This window comes from Fibrobacter sp. UWB15, from assembly GCF_900177705.1.
In the GTDB taxonomy this organism is placed as follows: Bacteria; Fibrobacterota; Fibrobacteria; order Fibrobacterales; family Fibrobacteraceae; genus Fibrobacter.
Window position 1 is genome coordinate 175,094 of the sequence record NZ_FXBA01000005.1, and the last position, 26,190, is coordinate 201,283.

General features: G+C 49.7%; 29 protein-coding genes and 1 pseudogene. 24 read left to right on the plus strand and 6 right to left on the minus strand.

Annotation, left to right across the window (positions count from 1 at the left end; genetic code table 11):
• The first annotated feature begins 5 nt into the window (after nucleotides 1-5).
• From B9Y58_RS09365 to B9Y58_RS09440, 17 genes and pseudogenes are all read left to right on the plus strand, one after another.
• Nucleotides 6-1,913, plus strand: coding sequence for a heavy metal translocating P-type ATPase (locus B9Y58_RS09365; RefSeq protein ID WP_073055556.1), 1,908 nt, complete (start codon nucleotides 6-8; stop codon nucleotides 1,911-1,913).
• 225 nt (nucleotides 1,914-2,138) lie between these two features.
• Nucleotides 2,139-2,648 carry a cyclophilin-like fold protein gene (locus tag B9Y58_RS09370; RefSeq protein WP_233247900.1) on the plus strand — a complete coding sequence of 170 codons (510 nt, stop codon included), beginning with the start codon at nucleotides 2,139-2,141 and terminating at the stop codon, nucleotides 2,646-2,648.
• Between the two features lie 164 nt (nucleotides 2,649-2,812).
• The gene (locus B9Y58_RS09375; protein ID WP_073055555.1) at nucleotides 2,813-3,610 is read left to right on the plus strand and encodes a hypothetical protein; all 798 of its coding nucleotides are present in this window, start codon (nucleotides 2,813-2,815) and stop codon (nucleotides 3,608-3,610) included.
• A gap of 46 nt (nucleotides 3,611-3,656) precedes the next feature.
• Nucleotides 3,657-4,073, plus strand: a pseudogene (locus tag B9Y58_RS09380) (Rrf2 family transcriptional regulator); the annotation flags it as partial.
• Nucleotides 4,074-4,104: 31 nt separating this feature from the next.
• On the plus strand, nucleotides 4,105-4,926 hold the full coding sequence (locus B9Y58_RS09385) for a protein-ADP-ribose hydrolase (RefSeq protein WP_073055553.1): 822 nt from the start codon (nucleotides 4,105-4,107) through the stop codon (nucleotides 4,924-4,926).
• On the plus strand, nucleotides 4,895-5,794 hold the full coding sequence (locus B9Y58_RS09390; protein ID WP_073055551.1) for an SIR2 family NAD-dependent protein deacylase: 900 nt from the start codon (nucleotides 4,895-4,897) through the stop codon (nucleotides 5,792-5,794). The genes B9Y58_RS09385 and B9Y58_RS09390 overlap by 32 nt, the downstream gene beginning before the upstream one ends.
• 11 nt (nucleotides 5,795-5,805) lie before the next feature.
• Nucleotides 5,806-5,955, plus strand: coding sequence for a hypothetical protein (locus B9Y58_RS14595; RefSeq protein WP_158278344.1), 150 nt, complete (start codon nucleotides 5,806-5,808; stop codon nucleotides 5,953-5,955).
• A 118-nt stretch (nucleotides 5,956-6,073) separates the two neighbouring features.
• Nucleotides 6,074-6,400 carry an ArsR/SmtB family transcription factor gene (locus tag B9Y58_RS09395; RefSeq protein ID WP_073055806.1) on the plus strand — a complete coding sequence of 109 codons (327 nt, stop codon included), beginning with the start codon at nucleotides 6,074-6,076 and terminating at the stop codon, nucleotides 6,398-6,400.
• A gap of 59 nt (nucleotides 6,401-6,459) precedes the next feature.
• Nucleotides 6,460-6,699, plus strand: coding sequence for a thioredoxin family protein (locus tag B9Y58_RS09400; protein ID WP_073055804.1), 240 nt, complete (start codon nucleotides 6,460-6,462; stop codon nucleotides 6,697-6,699).
• A complete protein-coding gene (locus B9Y58_RS09405) occupies nucleotides 6,696-7,115 on the plus strand; it encodes an arsenate reductase ArsC (RefSeq protein WP_073055549.1) in 420 nt (139 codons plus the stop codon). The genes B9Y58_RS09400 and B9Y58_RS09405 overlap by 4 nt, the downstream gene beginning before the upstream one ends.
• Entirely contained in the window at nucleotides 7,093-8,082 is a 990-nt protein-coding gene (locus B9Y58_RS09410) for a permease (protein WP_073055548.1), read from the plus strand. Before B9Y58_RS09405 ends, B9Y58_RS09410 begins: the two co-directional genes overlap by 23 nt.
• Before the next feature lie 71 nt (nucleotides 8,083-8,153).
• Nucleotides 8,154-8,990, plus strand: coding sequence for a phosphatase PAP2 family protein (locus tag B9Y58_RS09415; protein ID WP_159450069.1), 837 nt, complete (start codon nucleotides 8,154-8,156; stop codon nucleotides 8,988-8,990).
• Nucleotides 8,991-9,238: 248 nt separating this feature from the next.
• Nucleotides 9,239-9,511: a hypothetical protein gene (locus B9Y58_RS09420; protein WP_073055544.1), complete on the plus strand. Its 273-nt coding sequence runs from the start codon at nucleotides 9,239-9,241 to the stop codon at nucleotides 9,509-9,511.
• Nucleotides 9,495-9,773, plus strand: coding sequence for a DUF4160 domain-containing protein (locus B9Y58_RS15160; RefSeq protein WP_073055542.1), 279 nt, complete (start codon nucleotides 9,495-9,497; stop codon nucleotides 9,771-9,773). The genes B9Y58_RS09420 and B9Y58_RS15160 overlap by 17 nt, the downstream gene beginning before the upstream one ends.
• Before the next feature lie 304 nt (nucleotides 9,774-10,077).
• The gene (locus B9Y58_RS09430; RefSeq protein WP_072980505.1) at nucleotides 10,078-10,410 is read left to right on the plus strand and encodes a putative quinol monooxygenase; all 333 of its coding nucleotides are present in this window, start codon (nucleotides 10,078-10,080) and stop codon (nucleotides 10,408-10,410) included.
• Nucleotides 10,411-10,414: 4 nt separating this feature from the next.
• Nucleotides 10,415-11,026 (plus strand): flavodoxin, encoded by a 612-nt coding sequence (locus B9Y58_RS09435; RefSeq protein ID WP_073055540.1) that lies wholly within the window; start codon nucleotides 10,415-10,417, stop codon nucleotides 11,024-11,026.
• Between the two features lie 362 nt (nucleotides 11,027-11,388).
• Nucleotides 11,389-12,780: a DUF3943 domain-containing protein gene (locus B9Y58_RS09440; RefSeq protein ID WP_143154664.1), complete on the plus strand. Its 1,392-nt coding sequence runs from the start codon at nucleotides 11,389-11,391 to the stop codon at nucleotides 12,778-12,780.
• Here B9Y58_RS09440 and B9Y58_RS09445 read toward each other — a convergent pair.
• From B9Y58_RS09445 to B9Y58_RS09455, 3 genes are all read right to left on the minus strand, one after another.
• A complete protein-coding gene (locus B9Y58_RS09445) occupies nucleotides 12,769-13,581 on the minus strand; it encodes a LysR family transcriptional regulator (RefSeq protein WP_073055536.1) in 813 nt (270 codons plus the stop codon). The two genes, B9Y58_RS09440 and B9Y58_RS09445, sit on opposite strands and share 12 nt — an antisense overlap.
• Before the next feature lie 82 nt (nucleotides 13,582-13,663).
• Complete coding sequence (locus tag B9Y58_RS09450; protein ID WP_199220966.1) at nucleotides 13,664-14,713, minus strand: virulence RhuM family protein; 1,050 nt, start codon at nucleotides 14,711-14,713, stop codon at nucleotides 13,664-13,666.
• A 186-nt stretch (nucleotides 14,714-14,899) separates the two neighbouring features.
• The gene (locus B9Y58_RS09455) at nucleotides 14,900-15,838 is read right to left on the minus strand and encodes an aldo/keto reductase (RefSeq protein ID WP_233247901.1); all 939 of its coding nucleotides are present in this window, start codon (nucleotides 15,836-15,838) and stop codon (nucleotides 14,900-14,902) included.
• Nucleotides 15,839-16,153: 315 nt separating this feature from the next.
• Between B9Y58_RS09455 and B9Y58_RS09460 the strand changes: the two genes are divergently transcribed.
• The 6 genes from B9Y58_RS09460 to B9Y58_RS09485 all read left to right on the plus strand — a co-directional run bounded on the left by B9Y58_RS09460 (nucleotide 16,154) and on the right by B9Y58_RS09485 (nucleotide 21,817).
• Nucleotides 16,154-16,762 (plus strand): type IV toxin-antitoxin system AbiEi family antitoxin domain-containing protein, encoded by a 609-nt coding sequence (locus B9Y58_RS09460; RefSeq protein WP_073055534.1) that lies wholly within the window; start codon nucleotides 16,154-16,156, stop codon nucleotides 16,760-16,762.
• Nucleotides 16,752-17,591 (plus strand): nucleotidyl transferase AbiEii/AbiGii toxin family protein, encoded by an 840-nt coding sequence (locus tag B9Y58_RS09465; RefSeq protein WP_083532264.1) that lies wholly within the window; start codon nucleotides 16,752-16,754, stop codon nucleotides 17,589-17,591. Before B9Y58_RS09460 ends, B9Y58_RS09465 begins: the two co-directional genes overlap by 11 nt.
• A 177-nt stretch (nucleotides 17,592-17,768) precedes the next feature.
• Nucleotides 17,769-18,281 carry a flavodoxin gene (locus tag B9Y58_RS09470; RefSeq protein WP_073055532.1) on the plus strand — a complete coding sequence of 171 codons (513 nt, stop codon included), beginning with the start codon at nucleotides 17,769-17,771 and terminating at the stop codon, nucleotides 18,279-18,281.
• A 195-nt stretch (nucleotides 18,282-18,476) separates the two neighbouring features.
• Nucleotides 18,477-19,700: a carboxymuconolactone decarboxylase family protein gene (locus B9Y58_RS09475; protein ID WP_073055530.1), complete on the plus strand. Its 1,224-nt coding sequence runs from the start codon at nucleotides 18,477-18,479 to the stop codon at nucleotides 19,698-19,700.
• Nucleotides 19,700-21,136, plus strand: coding sequence for a flavodoxin (locus B9Y58_RS09480; protein WP_073055528.1), 1,437 nt, complete (start codon nucleotides 19,700-19,702; stop codon nucleotides 21,134-21,136). Before B9Y58_RS09475 ends, B9Y58_RS09480 begins: the two co-directional genes overlap by 1 nt.
• A 15-nt stretch (nucleotides 21,137-21,151) precedes the next feature.
• Nucleotides 21,152-21,817, plus strand: coding sequence for a DUF4405 domain-containing protein (locus B9Y58_RS09485; protein ID WP_073055527.1), 666 nt, complete (start codon nucleotides 21,152-21,154; stop codon nucleotides 21,815-21,817).
• Nucleotides 21,818-21,829: 12 nt separating this feature from the next.
• Here the strand turns inward: B9Y58_RS09485 and B9Y58_RS09490 are convergent, their stop codons facing one another.
• The 3 genes from B9Y58_RS09490 to B9Y58_RS09500 form a co-directional block, all read right to left on the minus strand.
• Nucleotides 21,830-23,047 carry an ATP-binding protein gene (locus B9Y58_RS09490; protein ID WP_073055525.1) on the minus strand — a complete coding sequence of 406 codons (1,218 nt, stop codon included), beginning with the start codon at nucleotides 23,045-23,047 and terminating at the stop codon, nucleotides 21,830-21,832.
• Nucleotides 23,048-23,125: 78 nt separating this feature from the next.
• Complete coding sequence (locus tag B9Y58_RS14925; protein ID WP_233247902.1) at nucleotides 23,126-23,323, minus strand: aldo/keto reductase; 198 nt, start codon at nucleotides 23,321-23,323, stop codon at nucleotides 23,126-23,128.
• A 238-nt stretch (nucleotides 23,324-23,561) separates the two neighbouring features.
• The gene (locus B9Y58_RS09500; protein ID WP_073055521.1) at nucleotides 23,562-24,092 is read right to left on the minus strand and encodes a hypothetical protein; all 531 of its coding nucleotides are present in this window, start codon (nucleotides 24,090-24,092) and stop codon (nucleotides 23,562-23,564) included.
• Between the two features lie 703 nt (nucleotides 24,093-24,795).
• Between B9Y58_RS09500 and B9Y58_RS09505 the strand changes: the two genes are divergently transcribed.
• Complete coding sequence (locus B9Y58_RS09505; protein WP_083532263.1) at nucleotides 24,796-25,941, plus strand: FISUMP domain-containing protein; 1,146 nt, start codon at nucleotides 24,796-24,798, stop codon at nucleotides 25,939-25,941.
• Nucleotides 25,942-26,190 lie beyond the last annotated feature (249 nt).

The window sequence follows — 26,190 nt, forward strand, 5'->3', positions numbered from 1 at the left end:
ACGTCATGACCAAATCCCAGAAGAAAAACCTTGTTCGCATTGTCGTCTCCGCCGTGTTCTTTTTTGCGTTTATCGCAGTGGAACACTTCGGCAATCTAGGCGACAACTGGATTCTTTGGCTCTGCCTGTATACAGTACCCTACCTGATTGTGGGCTACGACATATTCGGCAAGGCGTTCAAGAACATCCGGGGTGGCCAGGTCTTTGACGAGAACTTTCTCATGGTGGTCGCGACGGTGGCCGCCTTCGGGATTCACGAGTTCTCGGAAGCGGTGGCGGTCATGCTGTTTTACCAGGTGGGAGAGCTTTTCCAGGGATATGCGGTAGGCAAGTCCCGCAAGTCCATCAGCGCCATGATGGATATTTGCCCCGAATATGCGAACGTGGAACGCGACGGGTCGCTTGTCCTGGTGGACCCGGACGAGGTGGAAATCGGCGACATCATCGTGGTGAAGCCGGGAGAGCGCATTCCCCTGGACGGTGTTGTGGTCGAGGGAGAATCGCTGGTGGATACTGCGGCGCTCACGGGCGAATCCGTGCCGAGGAGGGTAACCGTCGGGAGTGACATCATCAGCGGTTGCGTGAACGGAAGTTCCACCTTCAAGGTGAAGGTGACCAAGGCTTTCGAAGATTCCACGGTATCCCGCATCCTGGAACTTGTCGAAAACGCGAGCAGCAAGAAGGCCCGCGTCGAGAATTTTATTACACGTTTTGCACGCGTCTACACGCCCATCGTTACGGCGGCGGCGGTACTGCTCGCTATTGTCCCGCCGCTACTCTTCGGTGAACAATGGGCCACCTGGATTGAACGCGCCTGCATTTTCCTTGTGGTTTCGTGCCCCTGCGCCTTGGTGATTTCGGTCCCCCTCGGATTCTTCGCGGGCATCGGGGCCGCTTCCAAACTGGGCGTTCTGGTGAAGGGGAGTAACTACCTCGAAGTCGTCTCCAAGGTAAAGACGGTGGTCTTCGACAAGACGGGAACCCTTACCAAGGGCGAGTTCAAGGTGGTGGAAATCCTGCCTGCAGAACAAGCGAACGGAAATGGCTCTAGAATAGATGCAGACAAACTATTGGAAATCGCAGCCCTCGGGGAATCCTGCTCGAACCACCCCATTGCGCAATCGGTGCTGGAAGCCTACGCCAATACCCACGCCGGTGCTGCTCCGGAACTTTCACGCGTGGGGGCTTCCGAAGAAATCCCGGGCAGGGGAATCCGTATTCCCGTAGATGGCAAGCTGACACTGCTCGGGAACGAGCGCCTAATGCTGGGCGAAAAAATCGAATTCACGCCGCAGGTGTCCGCAGGGACCGTCATCTATGTCGCCCAGGAGGGAGTTTTCCTCGGGACCATCGTCATCTCGGATACGGTCAAGGAAGGCTGCGCCGAGGCTATCGGCGGGCTCAAGCTTGCCGGTGTCGAAAAATGCGTGATGCTCACCGGCGACCACAGGCGCTCTGCCGAGGCGGTGGCGGGCGAGCTCGGCATAGACGAGTTCCATGCTGAACTTTTGCCGGCAGACAAGGTGGAACGCGTCGAAACCCTGCTCGGGGCAAGGCGCGAAGGCGACATGCTGGCCTTTGTGGGCGACGGCATCAACGACGCCCCGGTGCTTTCTCGCGTAGATGTCGGGATAGCCATGGGGAGCCTCGGGAGCGATGCCGCCATCGAGGCAGCAGACGTCGTCATCATGGACGACGACATCAGGAAAATTCCCGCAACGGTACGCCTTGCACGCAAGACCATGCGCATCGTGAGGCAGAACATCGTGTTCGCCCTCTCCGTGAAGGCGGTCATACTGGTGCTTGGCGCCGTAGGAATCGCCAACATGTGGATGGCTGTCTTCGGCGACGTAGGCGTCTCCGTCATCGCGATTCTCAACTCCATGCGGATGCTGGGATTCAAGGCGAAGTAAAATAGACTCACTCCTTGATAGAAAATCTTTTTCATTCTATTTCATACCTATTGGGGTATAGGTATATCAAAAACCGCCCGGCAAAAAAGGATGCATTGATGTGTACCAAGGCTATCGAGCGGTTCGCCAACATGCAATAATCCTGTTTCACTATGCGTAAAAGGCATAGCGAGTCATAGCAAATAAGTATTTTGAATCGCTCGCACAATTATTTATATTGTGAGTATGCGAAATTTTGTCCTTATAGCGTTGTTCTTTCTCGTGGCCTGCAGCGATGCTGCGAGCCATTCGACGCAACCTGAAACCCAGACGCCGAAATCGTCTGCCAGTAAAACACCCGGCGCAGTACCAACAAGTTCATCTGCCCAAACGGAGGCTCCCGTGAAACTCAAGATCCATGTGAACGACACCACCTTCACGGCAACGCTCGAAGAAAATTCCTCGGCCGAGGCCTTCGCCGAATTTCTCACGCAGGGCGACATGACGCTCGACATGCACGACTACGGCAGCTTCGAGAAGGTGGCTGACCTGCCGCGCAGTTTTCCGCGCAACGACATGCAAATCGACACCGACGCGGGCGACATCATCCTTTACCAGGGCAATTCCATCACCATCTACTACGACAAGAATTCCTGGAACTTTACGCGCTTGGCCCGCATCGACAACGTGAATAAGAAACGTCTCAAGGAAATCCTCGGCAAAGGGAACGTGAAGGCGACATTTTCGGTGGAATAAACAGCGAAAGCTCTAACTAACCTTTTTGTAACCAAGTTTTTACTTTAAATTTCTAGTTGTTCTATTGACATTACAACGATAATTGGTTATATTTCGTGTTGTAACAATTAAAGAACAACAACTTAAAATAAAACAAAAACGGGCTTGGCCCAAGGAGATTCAAAATGGAAAAGAACAACTTCAAGACCGTAAATCTTGGCAAGGGCGTCGTGGAAGTCTACGATTTCGGGGCGGTCAAGCTGCACGCCTACAAGACAAACGACCTGATAACCGACGAATGTTTCTTGCTGGAAAAGGGCGGCAAGATGTTCATGGTCGAAGCCCCCTGTTTCTTCGACAACATCAAGGAACTGGAGGCCTACATCAAGGGCCTTTCGGTAGAATTCGTGGGCACGGTGATTGCCTACCATGGCGCGGGCGCGACCTTCATGAAGGGTGCTCCCGTGTACAGCACCCGCCATGCCGACGATTACAACCATAACGGAGGCGGTGCGGCCCTGGTCAAGAATTTCACGGCGGCTTTTGGCGATGCTTTTGACAGCTCCATTTACGCGACGACAGACTTTATCGAAGGCGAGACGTTGAATCTCGCGGGCATCGACATGCGCATTGTCGCGACCCAGGAGGCATTCGATATCGAGTTTCCCGAAATCAACGTTGTCTACACCCACATGATGGGCCACGACGTTCATTCCATCGTGGCGGGGAGCAAGCACGCCGATGCCATCATCGCGCAGCTCACGGATTACATCGACCGCGGAATTTCCCTGATTCTCACGTCACACTACACGGTGGAAAATCTGGAAGATGCCCGTGCTAAAATCCAGTACCTGAAGGTGATGAAGAATATCGCCCTCAAGAACGTGAACCCGGCGGCATTCAAGAGCGCCATGAAGCAGGAATTTACGAACTACTCCGGCGAAAATTACCTGGACATGACGGCGGGAATGTTCTACAAATAGACCAAGGTGCGTGTGAACGCAGGCAACAATTGTTAAATTGCGGATTATGAAAGTCAGCGTTCGTTTTACGGCGGCGGTCCATACCCTGCTTTGCATCCATTTCTTCGAGGGTGCGGAACGGGTGACCTCGGAATTCATATCGGGCAGCACCGGCGTGAATGCGGTCATCATCCGCAAGGTCCTTTTGCAGCTACAAAAGGCGGGCCTGGTTGAGACGGCTCCTGGCGTAGGGGGCTCTCACCTTGCACGTCCTGCCGACAAGATAACGCTCCTGGATGTCTACAAGGCCATCAACGATAACGACGAGGAGCGGATCGTCTTCAGTTTCCACCCGGAACCGAATCCGCTGTGCCCCGTAGGCAGGAACATCCACCGCCTGCTGGACCCGGCCCTGAATTCGGCGCAGACGGCGCTGGAAATGGAACTGGAGAAGACGACCCTGAAGGGCCTCGCCGCACAACTCAAGACCACCCCTGAACCGTCCGGGAGGAAACATGAACCAAGCGGAGCGCAGACTATTCCTGATAAAGTATCTACTGGCGGAAAGTCCCAGGTACAGCGGCACGACCATCCCCGCGGACGCCGAAGGACAGAAAATCCTGCTACGTTCCTTGATGAACGTGCGGGAAGCCACCCCCGCAAGCGATGAATTCTACAGGATTCAGGACGAATACCTACAGGAATCCATCCGTGGTCGCGGAATAACGGACATCGCGGACATTGAAAGTATCGGCAGGCGCTTCAGCGCGGGTGCGCCGGACTTGTTTGGCGATTCCCTGTTTTTGTGGCGCGGCGACATCACCACTCTCAGGGTAGATGCAATCGTAAACGCGGCAAACAGCGGCATGACGGGATGCTGGCAGCCTTGCCACAGCTGTATCGACAACTGCATCCATACCTTCGCGGGGGTCCGCCTCCGTAGCGCTTGCGACGCCCTGATGAAACGGCAAGGGCACCCCGAACCCACAGGACAGGCTAAAATCACGCCAGCCTACAACCTGCCCTGCAAATACGTGCTGCACACGGTGGGGCCAATCGTGGGCTACGGCCTTACGGAACGGGACTGCGAGTTGCTGGAATCGTGCTACAGGAACTGCCTCGATGTTGCGGCCCGGAACGGTGTGGAATCTATCGCCTTCTGCTGTATTTCTACAGGTGTATTCCGTTTCCCGCCGGAACGCGCCGCCCAAATCGCGGTGGATACGGTGCTGGAATGGAAACGCCGTACGCAAAACCCCATGAAGGTTGTCTTTAACGTTTTCAGCGAAAAGGACGAGGCTATCTATGCGCGGATTTTCGAAAAGTTCAACGAATGATTTTTCTGCCGAAGTGTCGAGACTGAAAGAGGCGCTGGCAAGGGCGGATGCCGTCGTCGTGGGCGCGGGCGCTGGACTTTCGACATCGGCGGGATTTACCTATTCCGGGGAACGCTTTGTCAAGTACTTCGCTGACTTTTCTGTAAAGTACGGCTTTTCGGACATGTATTCCGGCGGCTTTTTTCCTTACGGGACTCCCGAAGAAATGTGGGCCTTCTGGAGCCGCTATGTCACGATAAACCGCTACATGGCCGCCCCGAACCCCGTCTATGAAAACCTCCTGAAAATCCTACGGAATAAGGATTACTTTGTCCTTACCACCAACGTAGACCATTGTTTCCAAAAAGCGGGCTTTGACAAGGAACGGCTCTTTTACACACAGGGCGATTACGGGCTTTTCCAATGCAGCAAGCCGTGCCACCCCTGCACCTACGACAACGAAAAGCAGATTCGTGCCATGTTCGACGCCCAGGGATTTTCAAAAGAGACGGGCTTGTTCGGCGCCATGACCGTCCCTGCGGAACTGTTGCCCAGGTGCCCCATTTGCGGTCGCCCCATGTCCATGAACCTGCGTTCCGATTCCACCTTCGTAGAAGACGACGGCTGGCACCGTGCCGCAAAACGTTACCGCGAATTTCTCGACAGATGTAACGCCATGCGCGGCGGAAACGTGCTGTTCCTAGAACTGGGCGTAGGCATGAACACCCCCGGAATCATCAAGTACCCGTTCTGGCAAATGACCGCCCTGAATTCGAACGCCACCTACGCCTGCATCAACTACGGACAGGCCTACGCTCCCGACGACATCGGGCCCCGCTCGTTATGCGTCGACGGCGATATCGGCGAGGTGGTGACGTCTCTCTTCTAGTGCTCTAGTCAGTGTTCTCGTCGCAACCTGAAACTCAGACGCCGAAATCGTCCGCCAATTCATCCGCTCAAACGGAGGCTCTCGTGAAACTTAAAATCTATGTGAACGATACCACCTTCACGGCGACGCTCGAAGAAAATTCCTCGGCAAAGGGAACGTGAAGGCGACATTCTCGGTGGAATAAACGTTTTCTTGTCACCTCAAGAAAAAAAATACAATTATTCTCTTGCTTTTTTAAAATAATGTTTGTACATTTACGAACAACGAACAGAAACCGAAATGGCCAAAAAAAGCAAATACTGTGAAGAAACCGAGACCTTGGCGAGGTATGCCAAGGCTTTGGCGCATCCCGCACGCATAAGTATCATGCAGTTCTTGGCCAAGCGCAATACCTGCTATTTTGGCGATATCCACGAAGAACTGCCCATTGCGAAGGCCACGGTTAGCCAGCATTTAAAGGAGCTAAAAGAGGCCGGTTTGATCCAGGGTGAAATTGAAACGCCCAAGGTCAAGTACTGTATAAACAAAAAAAACTGGAAAAAGGCCCAGGCATTGTTCAGTGATTTTTTCAATAAAGATTTTTGCAATAGGGAATGCGACTGCTAAAAAATTTTGCCATACACGTTCGTTGTTCTACGAACTACAAACAAAAAAAAGAGGATAAAATGAAAAACATAAAAATACTCATGAGTCAGTGTGGCTGCAATATCGCCTTTGCTGCAACAGTTGAAAAAATCGTTAAGGAATCGGGCATAGAAGCTTCAGTTTCCCGCATTGACGATGTTGTCCAAATGCTTCCGTACAATGTCATGACTTTACCCGCGCTTGTTGTCGATGAACGGCTTGTGTCTACAGGTAAAATTAGCGAAGATAAAATAAAAGAACTTATCAAAGGTGAAACATGAAGATACTCTTTCTTTGTACAGGCAACAGGTGCCGTAGTCAAATGGCCGAAGGATTTCTCAAGGCACTGGATTCGTCGTTGACCGTATGTTCTGCAGGAACGTTTCCGGCAAAGAACGTGCATCCGACTGCAATCGAAGTGATGAAGGAACGAGAGGTTGACATTTCCCTTAATAAGCCAAAAAATGTATCGCAGTATCTTGATACATCGTGGGACTACGTTGTCACCGTCTGCGACAAGGCGAAAGAAAGTTGTCCGATTTTTTTGGGGGCAGTCAAGAACAGAATTCATCTTGGCTTTGATGATCCTGACGCGTTCAGAGGGACTGAAACCGAAATTCTGCAGGAATTTCGTCGTGTAAGGGATGAAATCGACACGGCAGTAAGGGCTTTCTATGATACAATCATTCACCGATAATCTTGTTTACAACATCATTGGATTGGATGGCTCGTCTCCTTTGGGTTCGACGATAAATTTCTTCGTTTACGACAGCCTCAAAATTATCCTGATATTGCTTTTTATTAGTTTCCTGATGGGGCTGCTGAATACATTTTTCCCGATTGAGGCGATTCGCAATTTTTTGTCGTCGCATCGTTTGTACGGAGTCCAATATTTCCTCGCCGCAATCTTCGGAGCGATTACCCCTTTCTGCTCATGTTCCAGTATTCCCCTGTTCATCGGTTTTGTCAGGGGCGGCATCCCCCTTGGCGTCACGTTCAGTTTTCTTATAACATCGCCACTTGTAAACGAGGTCGCTGTTGCTATGCTTGCGGGAACATTCGGATTGAAAGTGACTGTGATTTATGTAGGTTCCGGCGTGTTTCTTGGAACATTTTTAGGGATGTTCCTAGAACGGTTCAAGCTGGAAAGATTTCTAAGCGATTGGGTGAAAAATTTGCAGCGGACAAACGAATCCATCAATAACGATGCAAAGCCATGCAGCCTTAAGCAAAGGGGCGTTCAAGTACTGCAGAAAATACCCCAAGTAGCAAGGGATGCCCTTGGTGTAACGCGTTCGGTTTTGCCCTATGTGCTTGCAGGCATTGCGATCGGCGCATTAATGCACGGTTATGTTCCTTCGGGATTTTTCGAAGAATACCTGTCAAAAGACAAATGGTTTGCCGTTCCCCTGGCGGTAATTCTTGCCGTTCCCATGTACGCAAATGCAGCTGGAGTTATTCCCATTGTCGAGGTTCTTGTTCAAAAGGGTGTCGCTCTTGGCACGGCGCTTGCCTTTATGATGGCCGTTGTGGGACTCTCGCTCCCCGAAGCCATGCTTTTAAAAAAGGTCATGACACTTAAACTGATATTTGTCTTTTTCGGAACGGTTACAGCGGCAATCATCGTTCTTGGAATCGGCTACAATCTTTCTATAAGTTCCTGATTATTTAGTTTGTATATTTTATAAGGATGTATTTACGGAATATAGCGACATTTAAAAAGATATTGGTGCTTGTGCTGTTCACGGTATTTGCAAGTTTCGCACATGCTGAAACGCCCGCAGCCGATTCGACAAGCGTGGATTCCGCAGCCATCGATAGCGCACAAAAGCTTTCTCCGCTCAACCATCTGGGCCATAACATGTTGCTGAGTGCGTTCGGCTGGCCGCTCGGGTTCCACATGCTCGGCGGAGCGCTCACGTACAAGTTCTCGATGGAAAACAACGACCTGATGATGGCCCGTTTTGCGGCCCGCCAGGACCAGCTTGTTTACGGCATCGCGTTCACTCCCGGCATGATGATGGGAACATTCTTCCCGATTCTTGTTCCGGGCTACATGTACTTTATCAGCGACAACCGCGCGCTGAACAACACCGGCGCCGTCGCCGTGCAGGCTACCGCCGTGGCGTTCCTCTACAACAACATCCTCAAGGCGATTTCGGCTCGCGAGCACCCCGACGCGGAACTCAACAGCGGCGAGCGTTCCCGCGATTTCAAGTGGGGATTTTTTAGGCGCGGAGTCTTTTACGGCTGGCCCTCGGGGCATTCCATGACCAACGCGGCCATGGCCATGAGCATCGCAAGTTACAACCGCGATAAGCCCCTTGTCGTGGCAGGCTGCGCTCTGTATGCAGGCTACATCGCCACAAGCATGGTGCTCGGCGCAAAAGGGGAGGCACACTGGTTCTCCGACGCCGTCGCGGGCACCCTGATGGGAGCCTCCATCGGCTGGTACATCGGCAGCGTGTTCTACAAGGAAAAAGTCGGCGAAAAGCAGACCCCGCCCAAGGTCACCATCGCCCCGCTATTTTACGACGACACCAAAGGCGTCGTGCTCAGCGTGAGAATTTAAGCCAAACGCCTGGTACACAACCTTGTGGGCCACAACTTTGTGTACCGATGGAAGAGAAAAAAATGCATAAACCTCTTGACAATTGCGTTCTGGCAATTTATATTTAGTGCACAAGTGTGTAGAAAATCAACTTTTCGCACACAGTGTAAAACAAGCAAAGCCCCGCCTTTTTATGCATGTAGGCGGAGGGAGGAAAGATGAATACTAGCCAAACAAGGCCTGAAAATGTTATATTGCCGTTAGGCAATATGATGTACCCCTTCATGACACTTGACGACAACGCGGAAATTGTCCATTCCGAAATGGGCAAGGATGGCCGCGTTAAGGTGTACATCGAAAAGCCCGACGCAAAAGACGGCTTCCATCGGGCGACATGCTATTTACCCTCCTATACATGGGAAGATATATTCGGTTTTTCAGATGAGGAAATCAATCGCTATAAGAAGGTGATTGAATCTACGGCTCATTTGATAATGGAATTTTCTCAGAAAGGTGGGTTCAGCAATGCCGCAAATCTTTAAGATAGGATCTTTCTGGGTTTATTTCTGGTCCAACGAAGGTGTTCCTCTGGAACCGGTACATGTTCATGTATCGGAAGGTGTACCTGCCGCAAATGCCACTAAAATCTGGATAACTCGGGCTAGAAAATGTCTCTTGGCAAATAACAATTCGCGTATTAATCCGCATGTCTTGCAAAATATTCTTCGGATTATTGAAGCTCGTCATGAGGATGTTGTTGCGAAATGGATTGCTCATTTCAACGAAATATCGTATTTCTGCTAAGAAGACTTAAAAGGATATGAATCGGATGTAATCTCAGAATGTAAGGATTCCTTACTAACTAAAAAATGTAAACCTGAATGCCCCGCTATTCTACAGCGACACCAAAGGCGCCGTGCTCAGCGTGAGAATATTTGCTCCCACTATGCGTCACATGCATACTGAGCATGAAAATTAAGCATTTTGCGCATACTTCGAAAATATTTATATTATATGCGAAACATTTCGGAGTGGCAAAGTGAAACTCAAGTTTTTAACGCTATTTTTAATCCTTGCGCTCGCTGCGAGCGTGTTTGCGGAGAGTGCCATGAGCAACATTACGGTAAACCTGCGCTATACGGGTAAGAACGGGGCGGCAAAGAAGTTCGCCGAAGAGATGGTTTCTAGCGGGACTGTGGCGAAAATCCGTGCCGAAAAGGGCAACATCCGCTACGAATATTTCCAGTCGCTGGACGATCCCGAGACCATCTTGCTGATTGACGCGTGGGAAAGCCAGGCTGCCATCGACGTGCACCACGCTTCGCCCATGATGAAGACGATTGCGAAACTCCGCGACAAGTACGACTTGAAAATGACTGTCGAACGCTACACGCCCGACAACACCATGCCCAAGACCGATGAAAAGTTCATCAGGAAGTAGTCCGATGAAATCGCCCGCGTTGTTTTCGACATTGCTGCTGGTTCTGTTTTTGAGCCTCTTTGCCGCGTGTTCCGACGACAGCTCGGCTAATTCAAGTTCGGCGACATCCAGTTCCGCGACATCGGCAAGTAAGTCCCGCGGCAAAACGCTCGTGGCTTACTTTTCCAGAACGGGCAACACCAAGCCACTGGCCGAATACGCAGCGGAATACCTGGATGCGACTTTATTCGAAATCACCGCAAAAATCCCTTACACCGACGAAGACATCGCCTACTATACGGACTGCCGTGCCGACCGCGAACAGAAAGACGAATCCGCCCGCCCCGAAATCGCAACCGTTGTCAAGAACATGGACGAATACGATACCGTCATCATCGCGCACCCGATATGGCACGGGATTGCTCCCCGCATCATAAGCACGTTCCTCGAAGGCTACGACTTTTCTGGCAAGACCTTGCTCACCTTCTGCACGTCGGCTTCAAGCCCGCTGGGCCAAAGCGCCAAGCTGCTGCAGGAACTTACGCCCAATTCCACCTGGCTCGAAAGCAAGCGCTTCGCCATCGGCACCAGCCGCGAGGAAATCGAAGAATGGCTGGAAGACGTTCTGCGCCCGTAACCCATAGTCGACCATCATCGGGATTGCCATGAATTTTTTAGAATCGACGGTTCCCAGCAAGCAGTACCACTTTTTGGTCTCTGTGCATGTATGTTTAATCTGCAGAATTTGTTGCTCCGTCAGAAAGTTGCGAATATGCCCTTTTTAAACGACGTGATAATTCTTAAAATTGTGCCGTGAAGTTCCTGAAAGTTCTAAAAGCGTTTGTTATTCTTGTCATATCTTTTTGCGTTACCACGTATGCACAAAATTTGGACGAGGAATTTACGCAACTTCCGGACAGTCTCCGAATAAAGATTCTAGATAAGGACGCTGTTTTCAGCGTGCAGGAAGCGCGGGATCTGGTCAATTTCCGCAGGAGTATGGGTGACACCCTGGTTCCCAAAGAAAGTGCTCCCGACACGACCATTATTCCCAAAGACAGCCTGTTTGGTACCCACGTAAACCCGATTATCGTCGGGACCGAAGTGCTCGGGCTCAACGCCTTTGTGTGGGCATGGGATTACTGGGTCCTGGACAAGAGTTATGCACATACGGGCCCCAGCTATTGGAAACGCAACTTCCGCGAAGGCTGGGAATGGGACCATAACCATTGGGCCATCAACTTTTACGGACACCCGTATCAGGGCTCCATGTATTACGCTACGGCCCGTGCCGGTGGTTATGGTTTTTACGGAAGCATGGCGTTTGCCGCCCTCGGGAGCTCCACCTGGGAAATGTTCTGCGAAACGGAATACCCGTCGCCGAACGACCTGATTTCTACGACAGTAGCTGGCTCCATGTTCGGCGAAGTTCTTTACAGACTTTCCCGCGCATCGTATAACGGTTCCAAGGTGCCCTGGTACAGGCACCTGCTCGCTTTTGCCCTGGAACCCGCCGGATATGCCCAGCGCAGGGTGTTCGGCAACAGGGATTTTTATACGGGCTTGACACCAATCGAGTTGACAGTTGCCACGGGTGTTGGCTCCAGGTTCGGTTCTGACTATCGGTTCGGTGGCGAAGATGCCGACGAACTGGATGCGGAATGGAACGACCGTCACGGAATGATGGCGGTTTCCCTTGAGTATGGTCGACCCTACACGAGGGTAAGGCGGCCTTTCGATTACTTCACTTTAAACTTCTTCGGCGAAGGCGGACTCGAAGGGAAAGTGTTGCAGATGGATATCATGGGGAAACTTGTGAACAGGGGGATCCACGGGCGAGGCCATTGGCTTGATTTTTCGTTGAATCTGGATTACGATACTTTTTACGGGGACCTTGCCACGGTAAGCACGCTTTCGCTTGGCGGGGCCATGGACATAGCCCTTTGGCTGACTCCCAACTTGCGGTTCCGTGTCATGAATCAGGTTTACTGGATTATGCTTGGCTCTGCCGACATGGGCTACGACGACATTATTCAGGAATTTCACCCGGATTACAAGCCCGATATGGATAGCTACCAGTACAATTCCGGCGTGAAATACAGCCTGATGATAGAAACCCTATACAAGAGGTGGAGAATCTACAACAAGACGACGATAGATGCCATGAAGACCATCGAGGGAACGACTGCGGAATATGGCGTTTCGGGCTGGGATTTTTTGCTCCTCAACAACACCGCGGTGGAATACAGGCTGTTCTCCTGGTTGGATTTGGGCCACAGGCTTGACACCTACGTGAAAATGGCTGCCTATTCCTCGGAATATGCCGAACCCATGTCCAGGCGCATCCATGCCTTTTCGTGGTACCTGAATTTCCACCTGCTAGGGAGTTGACGCCAACGTCACCTTGAAAAATTCCACGTTCATTTCGCGGTCGGCGAGCGGCACAATTTTGCGGTCCTTGGGAATTTCGTAATCGAACTGGTGGTCCGAAACAAACGTCAACAGCGAAGACTGCTCGATGAGCTTCGAAATTCCCTTCACGCTGTCGTGCTTGATGAAGGTGACATCGGGAATCTTCTTGCGCTTGACCTGCTCCCAGAACCCCACATTGCTGCGTTGGATGATGGTTTCGCCCTTGAGTTCCCGGAGCCGAATGGACTTACGCTTGGCCAGCGGGTGCTTTTTCGGGAGCGCAATCGAGAGCCGCTCCTGCATGTATTTTTCGGCGTGGTATTTCTTTGCGCGCGGGGCCTTGAGGGTGATGCCGATATCTGCCGAGCCCACGTTCAATGCCTTCAGCACTCCCGCCTCGTTGTCGATAATCTCGTAAGTGACTTGCGCGCCGGGGTATTTCTCCTGCAGTTCCTGCATCATCCGCATGGCGGGGAGGATGGCCACCGATGCGATAGAGAACGTGCGCGTACCCGCTCCCTGCGGGCTTACCTTTTCCATCATCTCGCCTTGCAAATCCATGATGCGCTTAGCGTATTCGGCGACCGTGCGCCCCTTCTCGTTCAGCTCGATGCGGTTCTTTTTGCGCTCGAAAAGTGGAGCGCCGATTTCGTCCTCCAGCTTCTTGAACGCGCGGCTCACCGCCGGCTGCGAAGTGTAGAGCTTGTCCGCTACGGTAGAAAGCGTCCCGTATTCCAGGAACCCGGCCAGCAAACGCAAAATGTAAGTCTCGACAAACATAAAAAGCCCCTTTTTGAGGAGAATATAACAAATCCGCTATGCGTCAAGTGAATAGTGGGGGAGTTTTTTGAATTAAAATGCACTATTTTCCTTTTGTATTTTGCTCCACTTTCGCAATGACTTCGGCGGGTGTCACGAAATCTAGCACGCTAAAAGCAGTCATTTCGTTACCCATATCTTTAAACGAAGCTCCAAAATGATATACAGTGTCATCGACCAGAAGAAAACGGTCGTGAATCGTGCGCATGGTCTTCAGTTCCAGCCCCGGGTATTGCTTCTTGTGTAAATCCGCAGCGGCCCTGAATTCGGGCGTAATTCTCGGAGAGTAGATCGTCGCTGAAACACCCTTCGCCCGCATGGCTGCAAATTTCAGCACCTCGACGGTCGCAAACGGGTCGATGAATACTACGGATTTTTTGGCGGTCTTCACAAGGTCTGCAATCAGCACGAAACCGTCAAATCGCGTTCCGGTCGCAAGAATGCCCCCTGTTGGAGTTTGCGCTGCATTCACGAAAAAGTCTATGCGTTGTTCGACCGCAGAAAGCCGGGAGTCCTGTTCGCCGAGACGTTTTTCTGTGGTGTTCCTAAATTCCGCAATTTCTACGCCTTGTCCTTCGATTAGTTGTCGCTGTTCGTGCAAGCGGTCTGCAATTTGCAAATCAGTCGCAATTTTACGTTGGTTTACGGCATAGCCCTTGAGTATGTAGTCTTTCAGGACTTGATTGGCCCAGCGGCGGAATTGAGTACCTCTTAGAGATTTTACTCTATATCCGACAGAAATGATGACATCTAATGAGTAAATTGTGGTTGGTTTGAACTTTGAGAGAGTATTGTGCAAAATTTGCACATTACTTTTTTCATCTAGTTCCTGTTCCTTAAAAACATTTCCGATATGTTTAGCGATGACAGAACGTTCTCTTTCAAACAACACAGCCATCTGTGCCTGCGTGAGCCACACGGTCTCGTTTTCTACACGCACCTCCAGCCGGACTTCGCCTTCCGGCTGGTAAAGCACGATTTCGCCCCTGTTTTCGTTCCCGACCTGGTCGCGAATCTCAATTTTATCCTTTTTGCTCATTTTTACTCCATAAAAAAAGCCGGCCTTTGGATACATTAAAAGCCCAATTTCCATTGGGGATATACCAAATAGCCGACTTTTCTAGTCGAACGTGGCTTGCAGGCGGAAATCCGCTGCCAGTGCCTTTTAGGGGATAATATACAAAAATTTAGCCCCAAAACGTTTTTTTATTCAATAAATGCGTTGTATTGGATAAAAAATGCATTTTTTTATCCAGTTTAGCTAAATTTTTAGTCGTTTTCACCAGTTTTCGTAGCGGTGGCCCGTATCGAGGGCGGTGATTTGCTTCATTTCGTCGTCAGTCAACTCGAAGTCGAAAATCGATATGTTTTCTGCGATGTGGTCAGGGTTCTTGGAACCCGGAATGGCAATGTAACCTGATTGCACATGCCAGCGTAACACCACCTGTGCAGCAGTTTTCTCGTGAGCCTTAGCAATCTTTGCGACAACCTTGTTCCCCAAGACATCTTCGGTGTGGCCGCGCCCGCCCAACGGGTAATAAGATTCCACCACAGCGCCGTAGCGCCTTGCGTATTCCTTGAATTCCGTGTTCTGGTAAAACACATGGTTCTCGTTTTGCACCACGGCAGGCTTGATTTCGAAATCGGCAAAAAAGCGCTTCGCCGTCTTTTCGGTGTAGTAGTTCGAAATGCCGATGGAACGGATCTTCTTCGCCTTCACAGCACGTTCCATAGCCTTGTAAACCGCCTTGTCCTCGGCATCGCTCCCGTGCTGGTGCAACAGCATCAAATCGATATATTCGAGCCCCAGCTTTTCGAGAGAGTCGTCGATATCTTCGTCCAAGGAGTTGCTCCACGGCACCAGTTTCGACGTCACGAACAAATCTTCGCGCTTCACAAGTCCATCGTCAATCGCCCGGCGGATTCCCCTACCCACGGCTTCTTCGTTGTCGTAATATTTTGCCGTATCAATCAGTCGATACCCGTTCTTGATGGCGACATGGACTGCGTCTTCAGCCACCTTGCCGCGCAAAGTCCAGGTGCCAAGCCCGAGAACCGGCATATCGAAACCCGAATTCAACTTGACCGTTGGGGCCGCCCTTTTGCTATTCTGCACGATCGAATCTCCTTTGTCCGAAACCTTCGGCACTGCCTGCGACGCCGCATCGCTCGAACACGCCATGAACAGGAAAATGAACAAGAAACTGAACCACCTCATGCCCTAAAAATAACCAAATCCCGCAACAAACCCAAATACTTATTTCGCATAAAAGATATGCTCCGAAGGCATAGGCGGGGGGGGGACCTAAATTTCACATTTTTTTACAAATTGTCATAATATGACATTGCAAGGATGTATATTTGCAATGAGCAGAAAAGACCCGCAATTTCAAGCTTGTTTGCGGGCGGAGCGAAAGAATATGCGTAAACTTTTTATGTTTTTTCCAATTCGTGAGATGTTGTCTCACACAATTGCTTCTTTAAGACAAAAACACTTGCTTTTTCAACCATTTTATTATATATTTGGTTTGAAATGCAAGAAACAAATGAAAAAAAACTGGAAAAAATGCTGAACGCGAACAGCGGCTACATCACGCGAAAGCAAGTCGACAGCCACAAGATTCCCTCGTGGTTCTTGACTGATTTTGTGCGAAGGCAGGGGCTTGTCAAGATAGATAAGGGTTTTTACGCCCAAGAGCAATGGGTTCGGGACGATTACCTTGTTTTTCAATACAAGTATCCCAGATTCATCTTTTCACACGTTTCCGCACTATTCTTGCATGGGCTAACAGACCGCCTACCCGATTATTTCGAGGTAACCGGGCCCAAGAATTATAGGCCATTTTCTCCGAACCCTTCCGTCGCAATCCACACGGATTCTCGCGATGAAACCTACAGGCTTGGAATTTGCAAAATCAAGACTTCGCTTGGACATCTAGTGGAATGCTACGATACGGAACGAACGCTTTGCGACATCATCAAGAACAGCCGAAAGATCGATGCAGAAATTTACGGCAAAGCGCTCAGGCTTTACGCAAAATCAAAAGACAAGAATACCCGCAACCTACTCCATTACGCCCAAATATTGAAAATAGAGAACAAAGTGGTGGAACTTATGACGGTGGTACTGAATGAAGATTAATAAGAATTCCCTGCAAGCGAGAATCAACAACCTCTCCAAAGAAAAGAATGTTCACGCCAACATCTTGCTCGTATCGTTCTTCTTCGATGCATTCATTTCAAGATTGGCCAAGTCAACATACGCCAATAAGTTTGTTTTCAAGGGCGGTTTCTATCTCGCTACATTGCTCGGCGTAAAGAACCGCTACACAGCCGACATCGATTTCCTTTTGAGAAGGGAAACTATGGACGAGAATAGATTGAGGAAAATTTTCACTGACATCATCGCAATCGATGCAGACGATTCTATCTCTTTTGAAATAAGTGATATTTCTCCAATACGTGATGAAGACGCCTACGGCGGATTTTCCATCCTTTTGACGGGACGCCTAGAGAATGTCAGACAAAGTTTCCATGTCGATGTTGCCACGGGCGATCCAATTACACCTTCTGACGTCGAATACACCTACCAAAGCCTCATCAGCCATGAGTCCATTACGTTCCGAGCCTACAACCTAGAAACGGTTGTTGCTGAAAAACTTCAAACCATTCTTTTCCGAGGCCTGCTCAATAGCCGCTGCAAAGATTATTACGACATCTATATCATCAATCAATTGCAAAGGAATAACATCAATATTCCTGACTTGAAGAAATCTTTTGAAACAACTTGCCAATACCGCAAAACGCCTTTTAAAAAAGAAGAAGCTCTTTTGCTTCTAGAAGAAATTTCAAAGAGCGACATTCTTCAAACTCGATGGAAGAACTATGCAAAAAAATCTTCGTTTGCAAAAGATGTTCCATTTGAAGCGACAATTGAATCTTGCAAAGAGATTCTTGATTGTATTTTCTAACATCATATTAAATCCGCTATGCGTCACACGCATACTGGGCATAAAAATTACGCATTACGCGGCTGTGCTGGATTTATTTATATTATAGACAACCGGTTCAAAGGAATTTTTACAGAAAAGGCGGATCCCATGAAAAAAATCACCTTGATTCTTTTATCACTTCTTCTAGGAGTCTCTATGGCAGCAGAAAAGAAAATCCTCGTCGTTTACTATTCCCGTGCCGATGAAAACTACACCGTCGGGAACATTTCCAAGGGCAATACCGAAATCATTGCCGAGATGATTGCGAAAAAGACAGGCGGCACGCTCTTGCACGTGGAGCCCGCGAAGGAATACCCCAAGGGCTACGACGACTGCATCAACGTGGCCAAGAAGGAACTTGCGCAGGACGCGCGCCCGGCAATCAAGCCGGTGAACGTGAACCCCGAAGAATTCGACGAGATTTACGTCGGCTACCCGGTGTGGTGGGGCGAGATGCCCATGCCCATGTTCACCTTCTTCGAAAAGTATAACCTGAAGGGCAAGACGATTCACCCGTTCGTGACCCACGAAGGCAGCGGCCTCTCGGGTGTTGCCCGCCTCAAGAAGGCGACCGGTGCGAACGTGACTCCCGGCCTTGCCATCTATGGACACGTGGCCCAGAACGAACGCGACAAGGCCCAGAAAGAAGTCGACAAGTGGGTGAAATAGGCTGATTGCGCCTTATGGGCGGAATGTTTTAGAAAGATTGCCAGGAAACTCTTGGCAGTCTTTTCTTTTTAGGGGAATCAATCCCCTTGGCGGGCTTCACTATGCGTTTCACGCATACTGAGCATGAAAAAATGGTATTTTGCGAGGTTTGCGCATTTATTTATATTAAAGGCGTAGATAGAAAAGGAACAAACCATGAAACTAGGGACGATTATGACGATGCTTGGTATGGGTGCGGTGCTTGCCGCATGTGATTGCTGCCCGCAGGGCGAGGCAAAGGTGCTTTCGCAGGACAAGGAACTGCGTGCCGTGATGGACAACTTCACGCAGAACGAGGTACCGGCGGCGACTCCGCTTGTGGAAAAGCGCGAGGTGGAGTTGATTCGCCTGGTGTCGCTTGTGACGCAGCAGTCGGGCGCGCTTCTGCAAGAAGAGGTGGCGACGGCGCTTGCGCAGGGGCTTGCCCCCGAAGAAATTCTCGAGGCGATTTACCAGTGCGCTCCCTACACCGGGTTCCCGCGGACGGTGGATGCGGTTGAAATTGCCCGCAGCGTGTTCAAGGCGAAGAACGTGAAGGTGGACGAAAACCGTGCGACGGTGACGGCGCAGTCCCGCCTGGAGGCGGGTGCCGATGCGCAGGGAACGCTGTTCGGCCAGACTTTCCGCGACATGGCGAAAAACGGAAAGGACGGGATGCCGACCATCAATTACTTCTTGGCGAGCAACTGCTTTGGCGATTACTACACCCGCAAGGGGCTCGACCTGAATACCCGCGAACTCTTGACGATGGCGATTCTCGTGAACCTGGGAACGGAGCCGCAGCTCAAGGCGCATATCGGCGCGAACCTCAAGATTCGCACGGCCGAATACGTGGAACAGGCGATTTACAACTGCTTGCCGTATTGCGGTTACCCGCGCACGCTGAATGCGCTGCGACTGTTCAAGGAAGCGGTGGCTGAGGCAGCAAACGCGACGGCTGGTGCCGTAAACGCGGCGGACGCAAAAACCATGCCAGGCAAAGACTGGAGCGTGTTCCCGGTGGGCAAGCCGAACGACGCCTATGCCAAGTATTTTGTGGGCAAGAGTTATCTCGACATGATCAGCAAGGAACAGGTGGGGGTCGGGAACGTGACTTTTGAACCGGCGTGCCGCAACAACTGGCATATCCATCATGCAAAGAAGGGCGGTGGCCAGATTCTCATCGCGACGGCGGGCCGTGGCTACTATCAGGAATGGGGCAAGCCGGCGGTGGAACTGAAGCCCGGCGACGTGGTGAACATTCCGGCTGGCGTCAAGCATTGGCACGGGGCGGCTCCGGATTCCTGGTTCCAGCATTTGGCGATTGAAGTCCCTGGTGAAGGCGGAAGCAACGAATGGCTTGAGCCCGTGAGCGACGAAGAATACGGGAAGTTGAAATAATGTTTGCCAGAATTCTCGCTTGTGCATTTATTGGCCTTATGACGGTAGGAATTTTTGCGGCGGCACCTGCGCCCGACGGCTTCGTGCTTATCAAGGGCGGGACCTTCGACATGGGGAGCCCCGCAAACGAGGACTGGCGCGTCAACGACGAGACGCTGCACAAGGTGAAGGTCTCCGATTTTTACCTAGGTAAATACGAGGTGACGCAAAAGCTTTATCGCGAGGTGACGGGCGAAAATCCTTCCAGTTTCAGGGGTGACGACTTGCCCGTCGAAAACATCACGTGGCTCGAGGCGGCTCGTTTTTGCAACAAGTTAAGCGAACGCGACGGACGCACTCCCGTTTACGCTATCGAAGGCGATGCGGTCAGCTGGAATCGCGAGGCGAACGGCTACAGGCTCCCCACCGAAGCGGAATGGGAATACGCGGCCCGAGGCGGCACGACCACGCCGTTCTACACAAAGAAGGCTCCCGGTGCCGACGACGTGAATTTTTACGGGCATTACCCGTATCAAATCGAGCAGAACTATTTCAACGACGAGGTTTTGGAAACACGTCCCGGCGTTTACCGCGGGAACACGCTCCCCGTGGGTAAGTTCAAGCCCAATCCCTTCGGGCTTTACGACATTTACGGGAACGTTGGCGAATGGTGCTTTGACTTTTACGGTGATTACGGAGTTTCTGCGGGCTCGGCAAGCGTGACGGTCGATCCGGCGGGCAAACCTTCGGGCACGAGGCGCGTGCATCGCGGTGGCGGCTGGAACGATTTCGGCAAGAACCTCCGCAGCGCCTATCGCGGAGCCATGCAGCAATCCAGCAAGAGTTACAATGTGGGGCTCAGACTCGCCATGAATGCGGGTGCAGGCGTCAAGGGAACTTTTGTGACCCAGGAAGCGGCGGGTTTTAGGGGCGAAAAGGCGCAGGCGGCGTCGAACCCGAAAGGTGCTTCCCGTGCGCTAATCGTGTTCTATTCCTGGAGCGGGAACACCCGCGGTGTCGCCCGCGAAATCAAGAAGCAGACCGGTTTCGACATGGTGGAACTTGAACTCGTGAAGCCCTATTCCGACGACTACAACACCGTCTTGAAGCAGGCGCAGAACGACCAGCACAAACAGGCGCGCCCGGCCCTCAAGAAAAAGCCCGACGCAAAGAAGTGGGCCGACTACGAAACGATTATCATCGGTTACCCCAACTGGTGGGCGAGTATCCCGATGCCTATTGCGACTTTGCTCGAAAGTTACGACTTTACGGGCAAGCGGATTCTGCCGTTCTGCTCCCACGGCGGCGGTCGCTTTGGCCAGAGCATCACCGCGATTGCGAAACTTGCGCCCAACGCAAAAATCGGCGAAGGCCTTTCGGTGCATTACTCCGGCGGTTCGAGCCTCTCGAAAGATGTGGCCAAGTGGCTCGAGAAAAACGGCATGAAGACGAAATAATGTATATTCCTTGATATGCCTATTTCCGCCAAAATCCGTATGCCGCTTGACATCGCGATGACTGTCGCGACGCTTGTGCTGATGGGCGGCAACTACTTCTTTGAATCGACTGCGGTTCACGAGATTCTGGGCGTGGTGCTGCTCGCTTTGTGGGCGGTGCATATCACGCTGAACCGGCGCTTCTTCCTTTCGCTGTTCAAGGGCCGCTACAACGCATTCCGCATCTTGCAGGCGGTCGTGAATTGCGGGATTCTTCTGTGCGCGATTTTCTTGATGGTGAGCGGAATCATGCTTTCGAACCATGTGTTCGCCTGGCTCGGGATTGAATCGGGCGCAAGTTTTGCTCGCACGGCACACCTGCTCGCTAGCCACTGGTATTACGTGTTCATGTCGCTCCACATCGGGTTGCATGTGAGCCTGATTGCAAACCGCTTGGGGCTTGCGGGTGCGTTCAAGTCAAAGGCGGCGCTTATCGCAACTCGCGTGGTTGCCGCTATCGTGGCGGGTTACGGAATTTACGCTTTCGCGATTCGCGGACTCTGGAAATACATGTTCCTGCAGCAGCCGTTTTTCTTCTTTGACGCGGAACGCGGTTACGCGCTATTTTTCGCGGACTACATCGCCATCGTCGTGCTGTTTGCCGTTGTGGTGCATTATACGGCGAAACTCATGAAGGCGTAGCAAATAGCGGGCTTAAAACTTACCCACAGGCACAACCTTGATTGTGTAGCCTTTTTTTTCGATAGTCCTTTGCTCGTTCCATGTCACAATAGTCAGGTTGTCGCAACCTAGTTCCCTTGCACATTCGACGATGCTGTCCACTTCCCGCTTTATAGTCTTTTCTTTGGACATGTCGTAGCAAACCTGGATAAGTTCCTTGACCTTGTTGCCTTCACGAAGTACAAAGTCGGTTTCCTTGTCGTTTCGGGAATGGTAATAGAACAAAGTCTTTTCGGTGTCGTACCCGCGATGGAGCAACTCCACAAAGACCTGGTTTTCCAGCAGTTTCCCGAGATTATCGCTCAAATTAAAAGCCTTCGACGCAACAAAACCATTGTCAACCACATACACCTTGCGGGGCGCTTTTTTCATCAACTTTAGTTTGTTATTATACCTGTCCAGATAATAAAACAGATACGGTTCGTGCAAGTAATCCATGAACTTTTTTGTCGTGCTAACGCTAGAGAGTCCTAGGTCATCTGCCACGTCGTTGTAGCTAAATGTTCCCGTGAAATTAGACAAAAGAAACATGGCTACATTGTTCAAGTCAGTTGCGTTTCTGATCTTATGTCTTCTGACAATATCCTTGTACAGAATGGAATCGAAAAGGGTCTGTAAATAACTTTGGGTAATAGACCTTTGAGTAAAAGTCTCCGGATAACCGCCGTTTTTCAAGAAGTCGTCTTGTATTTTTTCTGCATTACCCAAGCGGCTAGCAAACTGCGATGCCTCGGCAAGGCTAAATGGCAGCATGTTGATTTCAAGGTAGCGGCCAGTTAGTACAGTTGCCATTTCTCCAGAAAGCATTTTGGCGTTACTGCCGGTTATGACCAAATTCACGCCACGTCGATAAAGTTTATTAACCCAGACATCCCAGCCGTCAATGTTCTGCACTTCGTCCAGCAGCAGGTACTCGTAATTCGGATAAATTTCGCCAAGCAACATCTCGGCTTGCTGTTCGTCCCACTTGTTCAATAGTTCGTTGTCGTCAAAATTCAGGTAGGCAAAATTTTTGCCCCGCAACATCAAAAGAGCCTGGGTGGATTTTCCGACACGTCTCGGACCCGTCAAAAGTTTGATGTTCGGGCTTTTCAGCAATTCGTCAAAGTTGTATATGGTTTGACGGGGGATATACGGCAGGCTGAGAAGTCTGTCCCGCTCCTTGCGCTGGTTTTGTATGGCTATCTTCATAGGGAAACCGTCCTTTACCCCAAAAAATAGCTTTTTTTGTTCAATAAATGCGTTGTATTGGATAAAAAATGCACTTTTTTATCCAGTTTGACTAAAATTTTGACGATTTTCACCAGTTTTCGTAGCGGTGTCTGAGTCGTCGTTGTCATAATATTTTGCAGTATCAATCAATCGATATCCGTTCTTGATGGCGACATAGACCGCATCTTCAGCCACCTTGCCACGCAAAGTCCAAGTGCCAAGCCCGAGAACCGGCATATCGAAACTCGAATTCAACTTGACCGTTGGGGCCGCCCCTTTGCTAGGCTCTGTCGGGTCAGTCCGTACTTTTTCCCGAAAACTGCGCTTTTGCTGCGAAAATGGCCGAATGGCTCTGCTGGGCCAGATTGTACTGCTGTGAACTTGCCGCAAAGCTCAAGGCCGAAATGGTGTAGGGTGGGGTTGCGTGCTAAAGTTCTCTGCTTGTAAATAATCCCTGTAAGACTGAATGCAGCTTGCAGAAGATTTATTACCTTTAGGCACTTGGGAACCAAAAGGGAGTGTATCCTTTATTCTGTTCTTTTTTGAAGAGATACCGCCTCACTTCGCCCTTGTATTTTATAGTGTATATCTGCTGTTGTTCAATCGGCAATTTTCCATAATGACACAGGTCGTGGGTTTTGTTCATCCCTGTAATATCATATGGTTCGTCTTCATGTATTTTTCCGTAAACAGGATTATTATCGACATATACCACGGGACATTCTTCTTGTTTTTTAACCCATATTACAAGGTCCCCTTTATGGCAATATGGATGTGGACCTTCAAAATCTTCTCCTAGAGGGATAAAAGGGAAAAAGAAAATGAGCCATGCATTGGCGGTTGTTTTAGTGTAATAGCGCCAAATTTCGTAATCGTCTTTTTCTGGTATAACAACTTCATCGTTTTCATTTAATAATCTCGGTTCGTACCAAATGTAGTTATGATAAAGAGAACACCCTTCAAGGCAAAGCATTCCTAGAAGCAAGATGATAGAGAAGTTTGTGTGCGAATGAGGACTGTTCATGTTTTACCTCAGCTTATAAGAAGCCTCTAAAAGATTGATTTTATGAATATAGCTTATTTTGTGTGGGTTCGCAAACGTTTGGAAATTGTCGTTTTTTTTGCCGACTCTGTCGGGCCAGACCGTACTTTTGAGTCAAAACTGCGAAAACGCTGCGAAAATGGTCCTTTGGCTCTGTCCAGTCATTCTGTACGGCTACGGAAACGCTGCGAGGTCGGAACCTGCCGAAATAGCCTAAAAACTACGGTTACGCAGCCGAAAAACAGTTTTGGAAGGGGCTTACGGATTGAGAATTTTTTGCTAGCCGGGCACAAGTGTACAGTTTAGCCCGACAGAGCCTTTGGTGAGATAATCCTTTTTCATAAATTCGAAAATAGCACGCAAGTCACCGATGCTTACCTTCGTGACATCGCTCGGTCTAAAACCCAATTCCTGCGCCAGGCAGATTCCAAAATCAATCACTTTGGACGTCTTGTATAATTCGCCAAATCTACCATAAAATGCCTACATTTGGCAAGTTATAACTCTATATGTCTCAACTTGAGTCATATAGAAAATTTCTGATAGAAAACCTTGAAAAAAGTTGTTTTTCTGCGTTATTCTGGACTTTCGTCTTGTTACCTAAATTTTACAATGGGGGGGGGTATGGACTTTGGCAGGGGCATTACCTATATTTAACAGGATAAACTATAGACGGGGATGTTTTATGAAGAAGTCTTTCCAGCGTGTCATTGCGACCCTGAACTTGTTTCAGGGGAAGCAATCTCTAACCATCTTTATGTTGGCGGCAATGCTTGCGTTCTCGGCTTGCGATGACTCTTCGTCGGCTAGTTCCGACGAAACAGGTGTTTCCGGTTCGTCTGTAGAGTCATCTGATTCGAGTGTCACCCTGAGCGGAGCGTCAGCGGAGTCGAATGGGTCTAGTGACGAAAATATGGAAAAAGACAAGTCATCGAGTAGTGACACTAAGTCTAGCAGTTCCACAAAAGAAACAAAAGTCTCTTCTGACTCCAAGAGCTCCAGTTCCATAAAGTCGGGAGATTCTTCTAGCAGCAAGAAGGATGTATCTAGTTCGTCGGTCAATTCTTCGTCAAGTGTCAAGTCTAGCAGCAGTTCTTCTGTGAAACAGTCTTCTTCATCGGTTGCTTCTAGTAGCAGCGAGTATAAGCCTTATAATCATATGAAGGCTTTTAATTCGGATAGCGTACTTACAGGGGCTTATAAACAGTTTACATACGAAGGAAGGTCCTACTATTATCTAACAATCAATGGTACAAACCAAAATGATGAAGCCGCGTCTGTCACAGTTATGGCAGAAAACCTGAATGTTGGCGAAATGGTTGATGGCGATAAGGACCAAAATAACGATTCCAAGATAGAACGATATTGTTATGACAATGATACGACGAATTGCCAGAAATATGGCGGACTCTATCAATGGGCGGAAATGATGAAGTTGCCGAGCGAATGCAACACCAAGAGTTGTGCTGACTCTATTAAGCCAAACCATCAGGGAATTTGCCCTAATGGCTGGCGACTTTTGACATATGATGATTTGTATGTAATTGTGCATGCTGATGGTAACAAAAATGGTGCTGCTGATATTAGAAGTACGAATTTTGGCGGCATGAATTTTAGTGGATATTCTTTGATGGGGGCTGGAGAGAATTGGAATAAAAAATTCAAAAGTTTGAAAGAACATACGTATTGGTTTTATCCAGAAGAATCAGATGAATACAAAAATGACGGTGCTTGGGCGGGTTCTCAAAGTCGAACTTCTACGACGGATGTCGGAAGATCTCAACAATATAAAACACAGGGCTTTTCTGCTCGTTGTGTAAAGGTTGAATAATACTATCAAAAAAGCAATAATAAAGAATTGAACAATAAGCCAATTGGAGTCGATATGTCTAAAAAAATCAATAAGAAAAAAATTGCATCTAATAATTATAAAATAGAATCGCTTGAGCCCCGTCTGATGATGGATTTTGCGGTATAAATTCCATATTCCATATTTCACATTGCTTGGTTTGTGGGTGGTGAAAATTTTTACAGGAGATAATGGTATGAAGTGTGTCAAGGGTCTTGGTTTCTTGTGGGT

What these genes read in the sequence shown, in the direction of transcription:
- B9Y58_RS09410 (WP_073055548.1), top strand. Translation starts at nt 7,093, where the DNA reads ATGATACAATCATTCACCGATAATCTTGTTTACAACATCATTGGATTG.
- B9Y58_RS09460 (WP_073055534.1), top strand. Translation starts at nt 16,154, where the DNA reads ATGCAAGAAACAAATGAAAAAAAACTGGAAAAAATGCTGAACGCGAAC.
- B9Y58_RS09390 (WP_073055551.1), top strand. Translation starts at nt 4,895, where the DNA reads ATGCGCGGATTTTCGAAAAGTTCAACGAATGATTTTTCTGCCGAAGTG.
- B9Y58_RS09465 (WP_083532264.1), top strand. Translation starts at nt 16,752, where the DNA reads ATGAAGATTAATAAGAATTCCCTGCAAGCGAGAATCAACAACCTCTCC.
- B9Y58_RS09455 (WP_233247901.1), bottom strand. Translation starts at nt 15,838, where the DNA reads ATGAGGTGGTTCAGTTTCTTGTTCATTTTCCTGTTCATGGCGTGTTCG.
- B9Y58_RS09490 (WP_073055525.1), bottom strand. Translation starts at nt 23,047, where the DNA reads ATGAAGATAGCCATACAAAACCAGCGCAAGGAGCGGGACAGACTTCTC.
- B9Y58_RS09475 (WP_073055530.1), top strand. Translation starts at nt 18,477, where the DNA reads ATGAAACTAGGGACGATTATGACGATGCTTGGTATGGGTGCGGTGCTT.
- B9Y58_RS09375 (WP_073055555.1), top strand. Translation starts at nt 2,813, where the DNA reads ATGGAAAAGAACAACTTCAAGACCGTAAATCTTGGCAAGGGCGTCGTG.
- B9Y58_RS09430 (WP_072980505.1), top strand. Translation starts at nt 10,078, where the DNA reads ATGAGCAACATTACGGTAAACCTGCGCTATACGGGTAAGAACGGGGCG.
- B9Y58_RS09420 (WP_073055544.1), top strand. Translation starts at nt 9,239, where the DNA reads ATGATGTACCCCTTCATGACACTTGACGACAACGCGGAAATTGTCCAT.
- B9Y58_RS09400 (WP_073055804.1), top strand. Translation starts at nt 6,460, where the DNA reads ATGAAAAACATAAAAATACTCATGAGTCAGTGTGGCTGCAATATCGCC.
- B9Y58_RS09385 (WP_073055553.1), top strand. Translation starts at nt 4,105, where the DNA reads ATGAACCAAGCGGAGCGCAGACTATTCCTGATAAAGTATCTACTGGCG.
- B9Y58_RS09395 (WP_073055806.1), top strand. Translation starts at nt 6,074, where the DNA reads ATGGCCAAAAAAAGCAAATACTGTGAAGAAACCGAGACCTTGGCGAGG.
- B9Y58_RS09505 (WP_083532263.1), top strand. Translation starts at nt 24,796, where the DNA reads ATGAAGAAGTCTTTCCAGCGTGTCATTGCGACCCTGAACTTGTTTCAG.
- B9Y58_RS09440 (WP_143154664.1), top strand. Translation starts at nt 11,389, where the DNA reads ATGGGTGACACCCTGGTTCCCAAAGAAAGTGCTCCCGACACGACCATT.
- B9Y58_RS09365 (WP_073055556.1), top strand. Translation starts at nt 6, where the DNA reads ATGACCAAATCCCAGAAGAAAAACCTTGTTCGCATTGTCGTCTCCGCC.
- B9Y58_RS09450 (WP_199220966.1), bottom strand. Translation starts at nt 14,713, where the DNA reads ATGGAAATTGGGCTTTTAATGTATCCAAAGGCCGGCTTTTTTTATGGA.
- B9Y58_RS09370 (WP_233247900.1), top strand. Translation starts at nt 2,139, where the DNA reads ATGCGAAATTTTGTCCTTATAGCGTTGTTCTTTCTCGTGGCCTGCAGC.
- B9Y58_RS09470 (WP_073055532.1), top strand. Translation starts at nt 17,769, where the DNA reads ATGGCAGCAGAAAAGAAAATCCTCGTCGTTTACTATTCCCGTGCCGAT.
- B9Y58_RS09485 (WP_073055527.1), top strand. Translation starts at nt 21,152, where the DNA reads ATGCCTATTTCCGCCAAAATCCGTATGCCGCTTGACATCGCGATGACT.
- B9Y58_RS09480 (WP_073055528.1), top strand. Translation starts at nt 19,700, where the DNA reads ATGTTTGCCAGAATTCTCGCTTGTGCATTTATTGGCCTTATGACGGTA.
- B9Y58_RS09445 (WP_073055536.1), bottom strand. Translation starts at nt 13,581, where the DNA reads ATGTTTGTCGAGACTTACATTTTGCGTTTGCTGGCCGGGTTCCTGGAA.
- B9Y58_RS09405 (WP_073055549.1), top strand. Translation starts at nt 6,696, where the DNA reads ATGAAGATACTCTTTCTTTGTACAGGCAACAGGTGCCGTAGTCAAATG.
- B9Y58_RS15160 (WP_073055542.1), top strand. Translation starts at nt 9,495, where the DNA reads ATGCCGCAAATCTTTAAGATAGGATCTTTCTGGGTTTATTTCTGGTCC.
- B9Y58_RS09500 (WP_073055521.1), bottom strand. Translation starts at nt 24,092, where the DNA reads ATGAACAGTCCTCATTCGCACACAAACTTCTCTATCATCTTGCTTCTA.
- B9Y58_RS09435 (WP_073055540.1), top strand. Translation starts at nt 10,415, where the DNA reads ATGAAATCGCCCGCGTTGTTTTCGACATTGCTGCTGGTTCTGTTTTTG.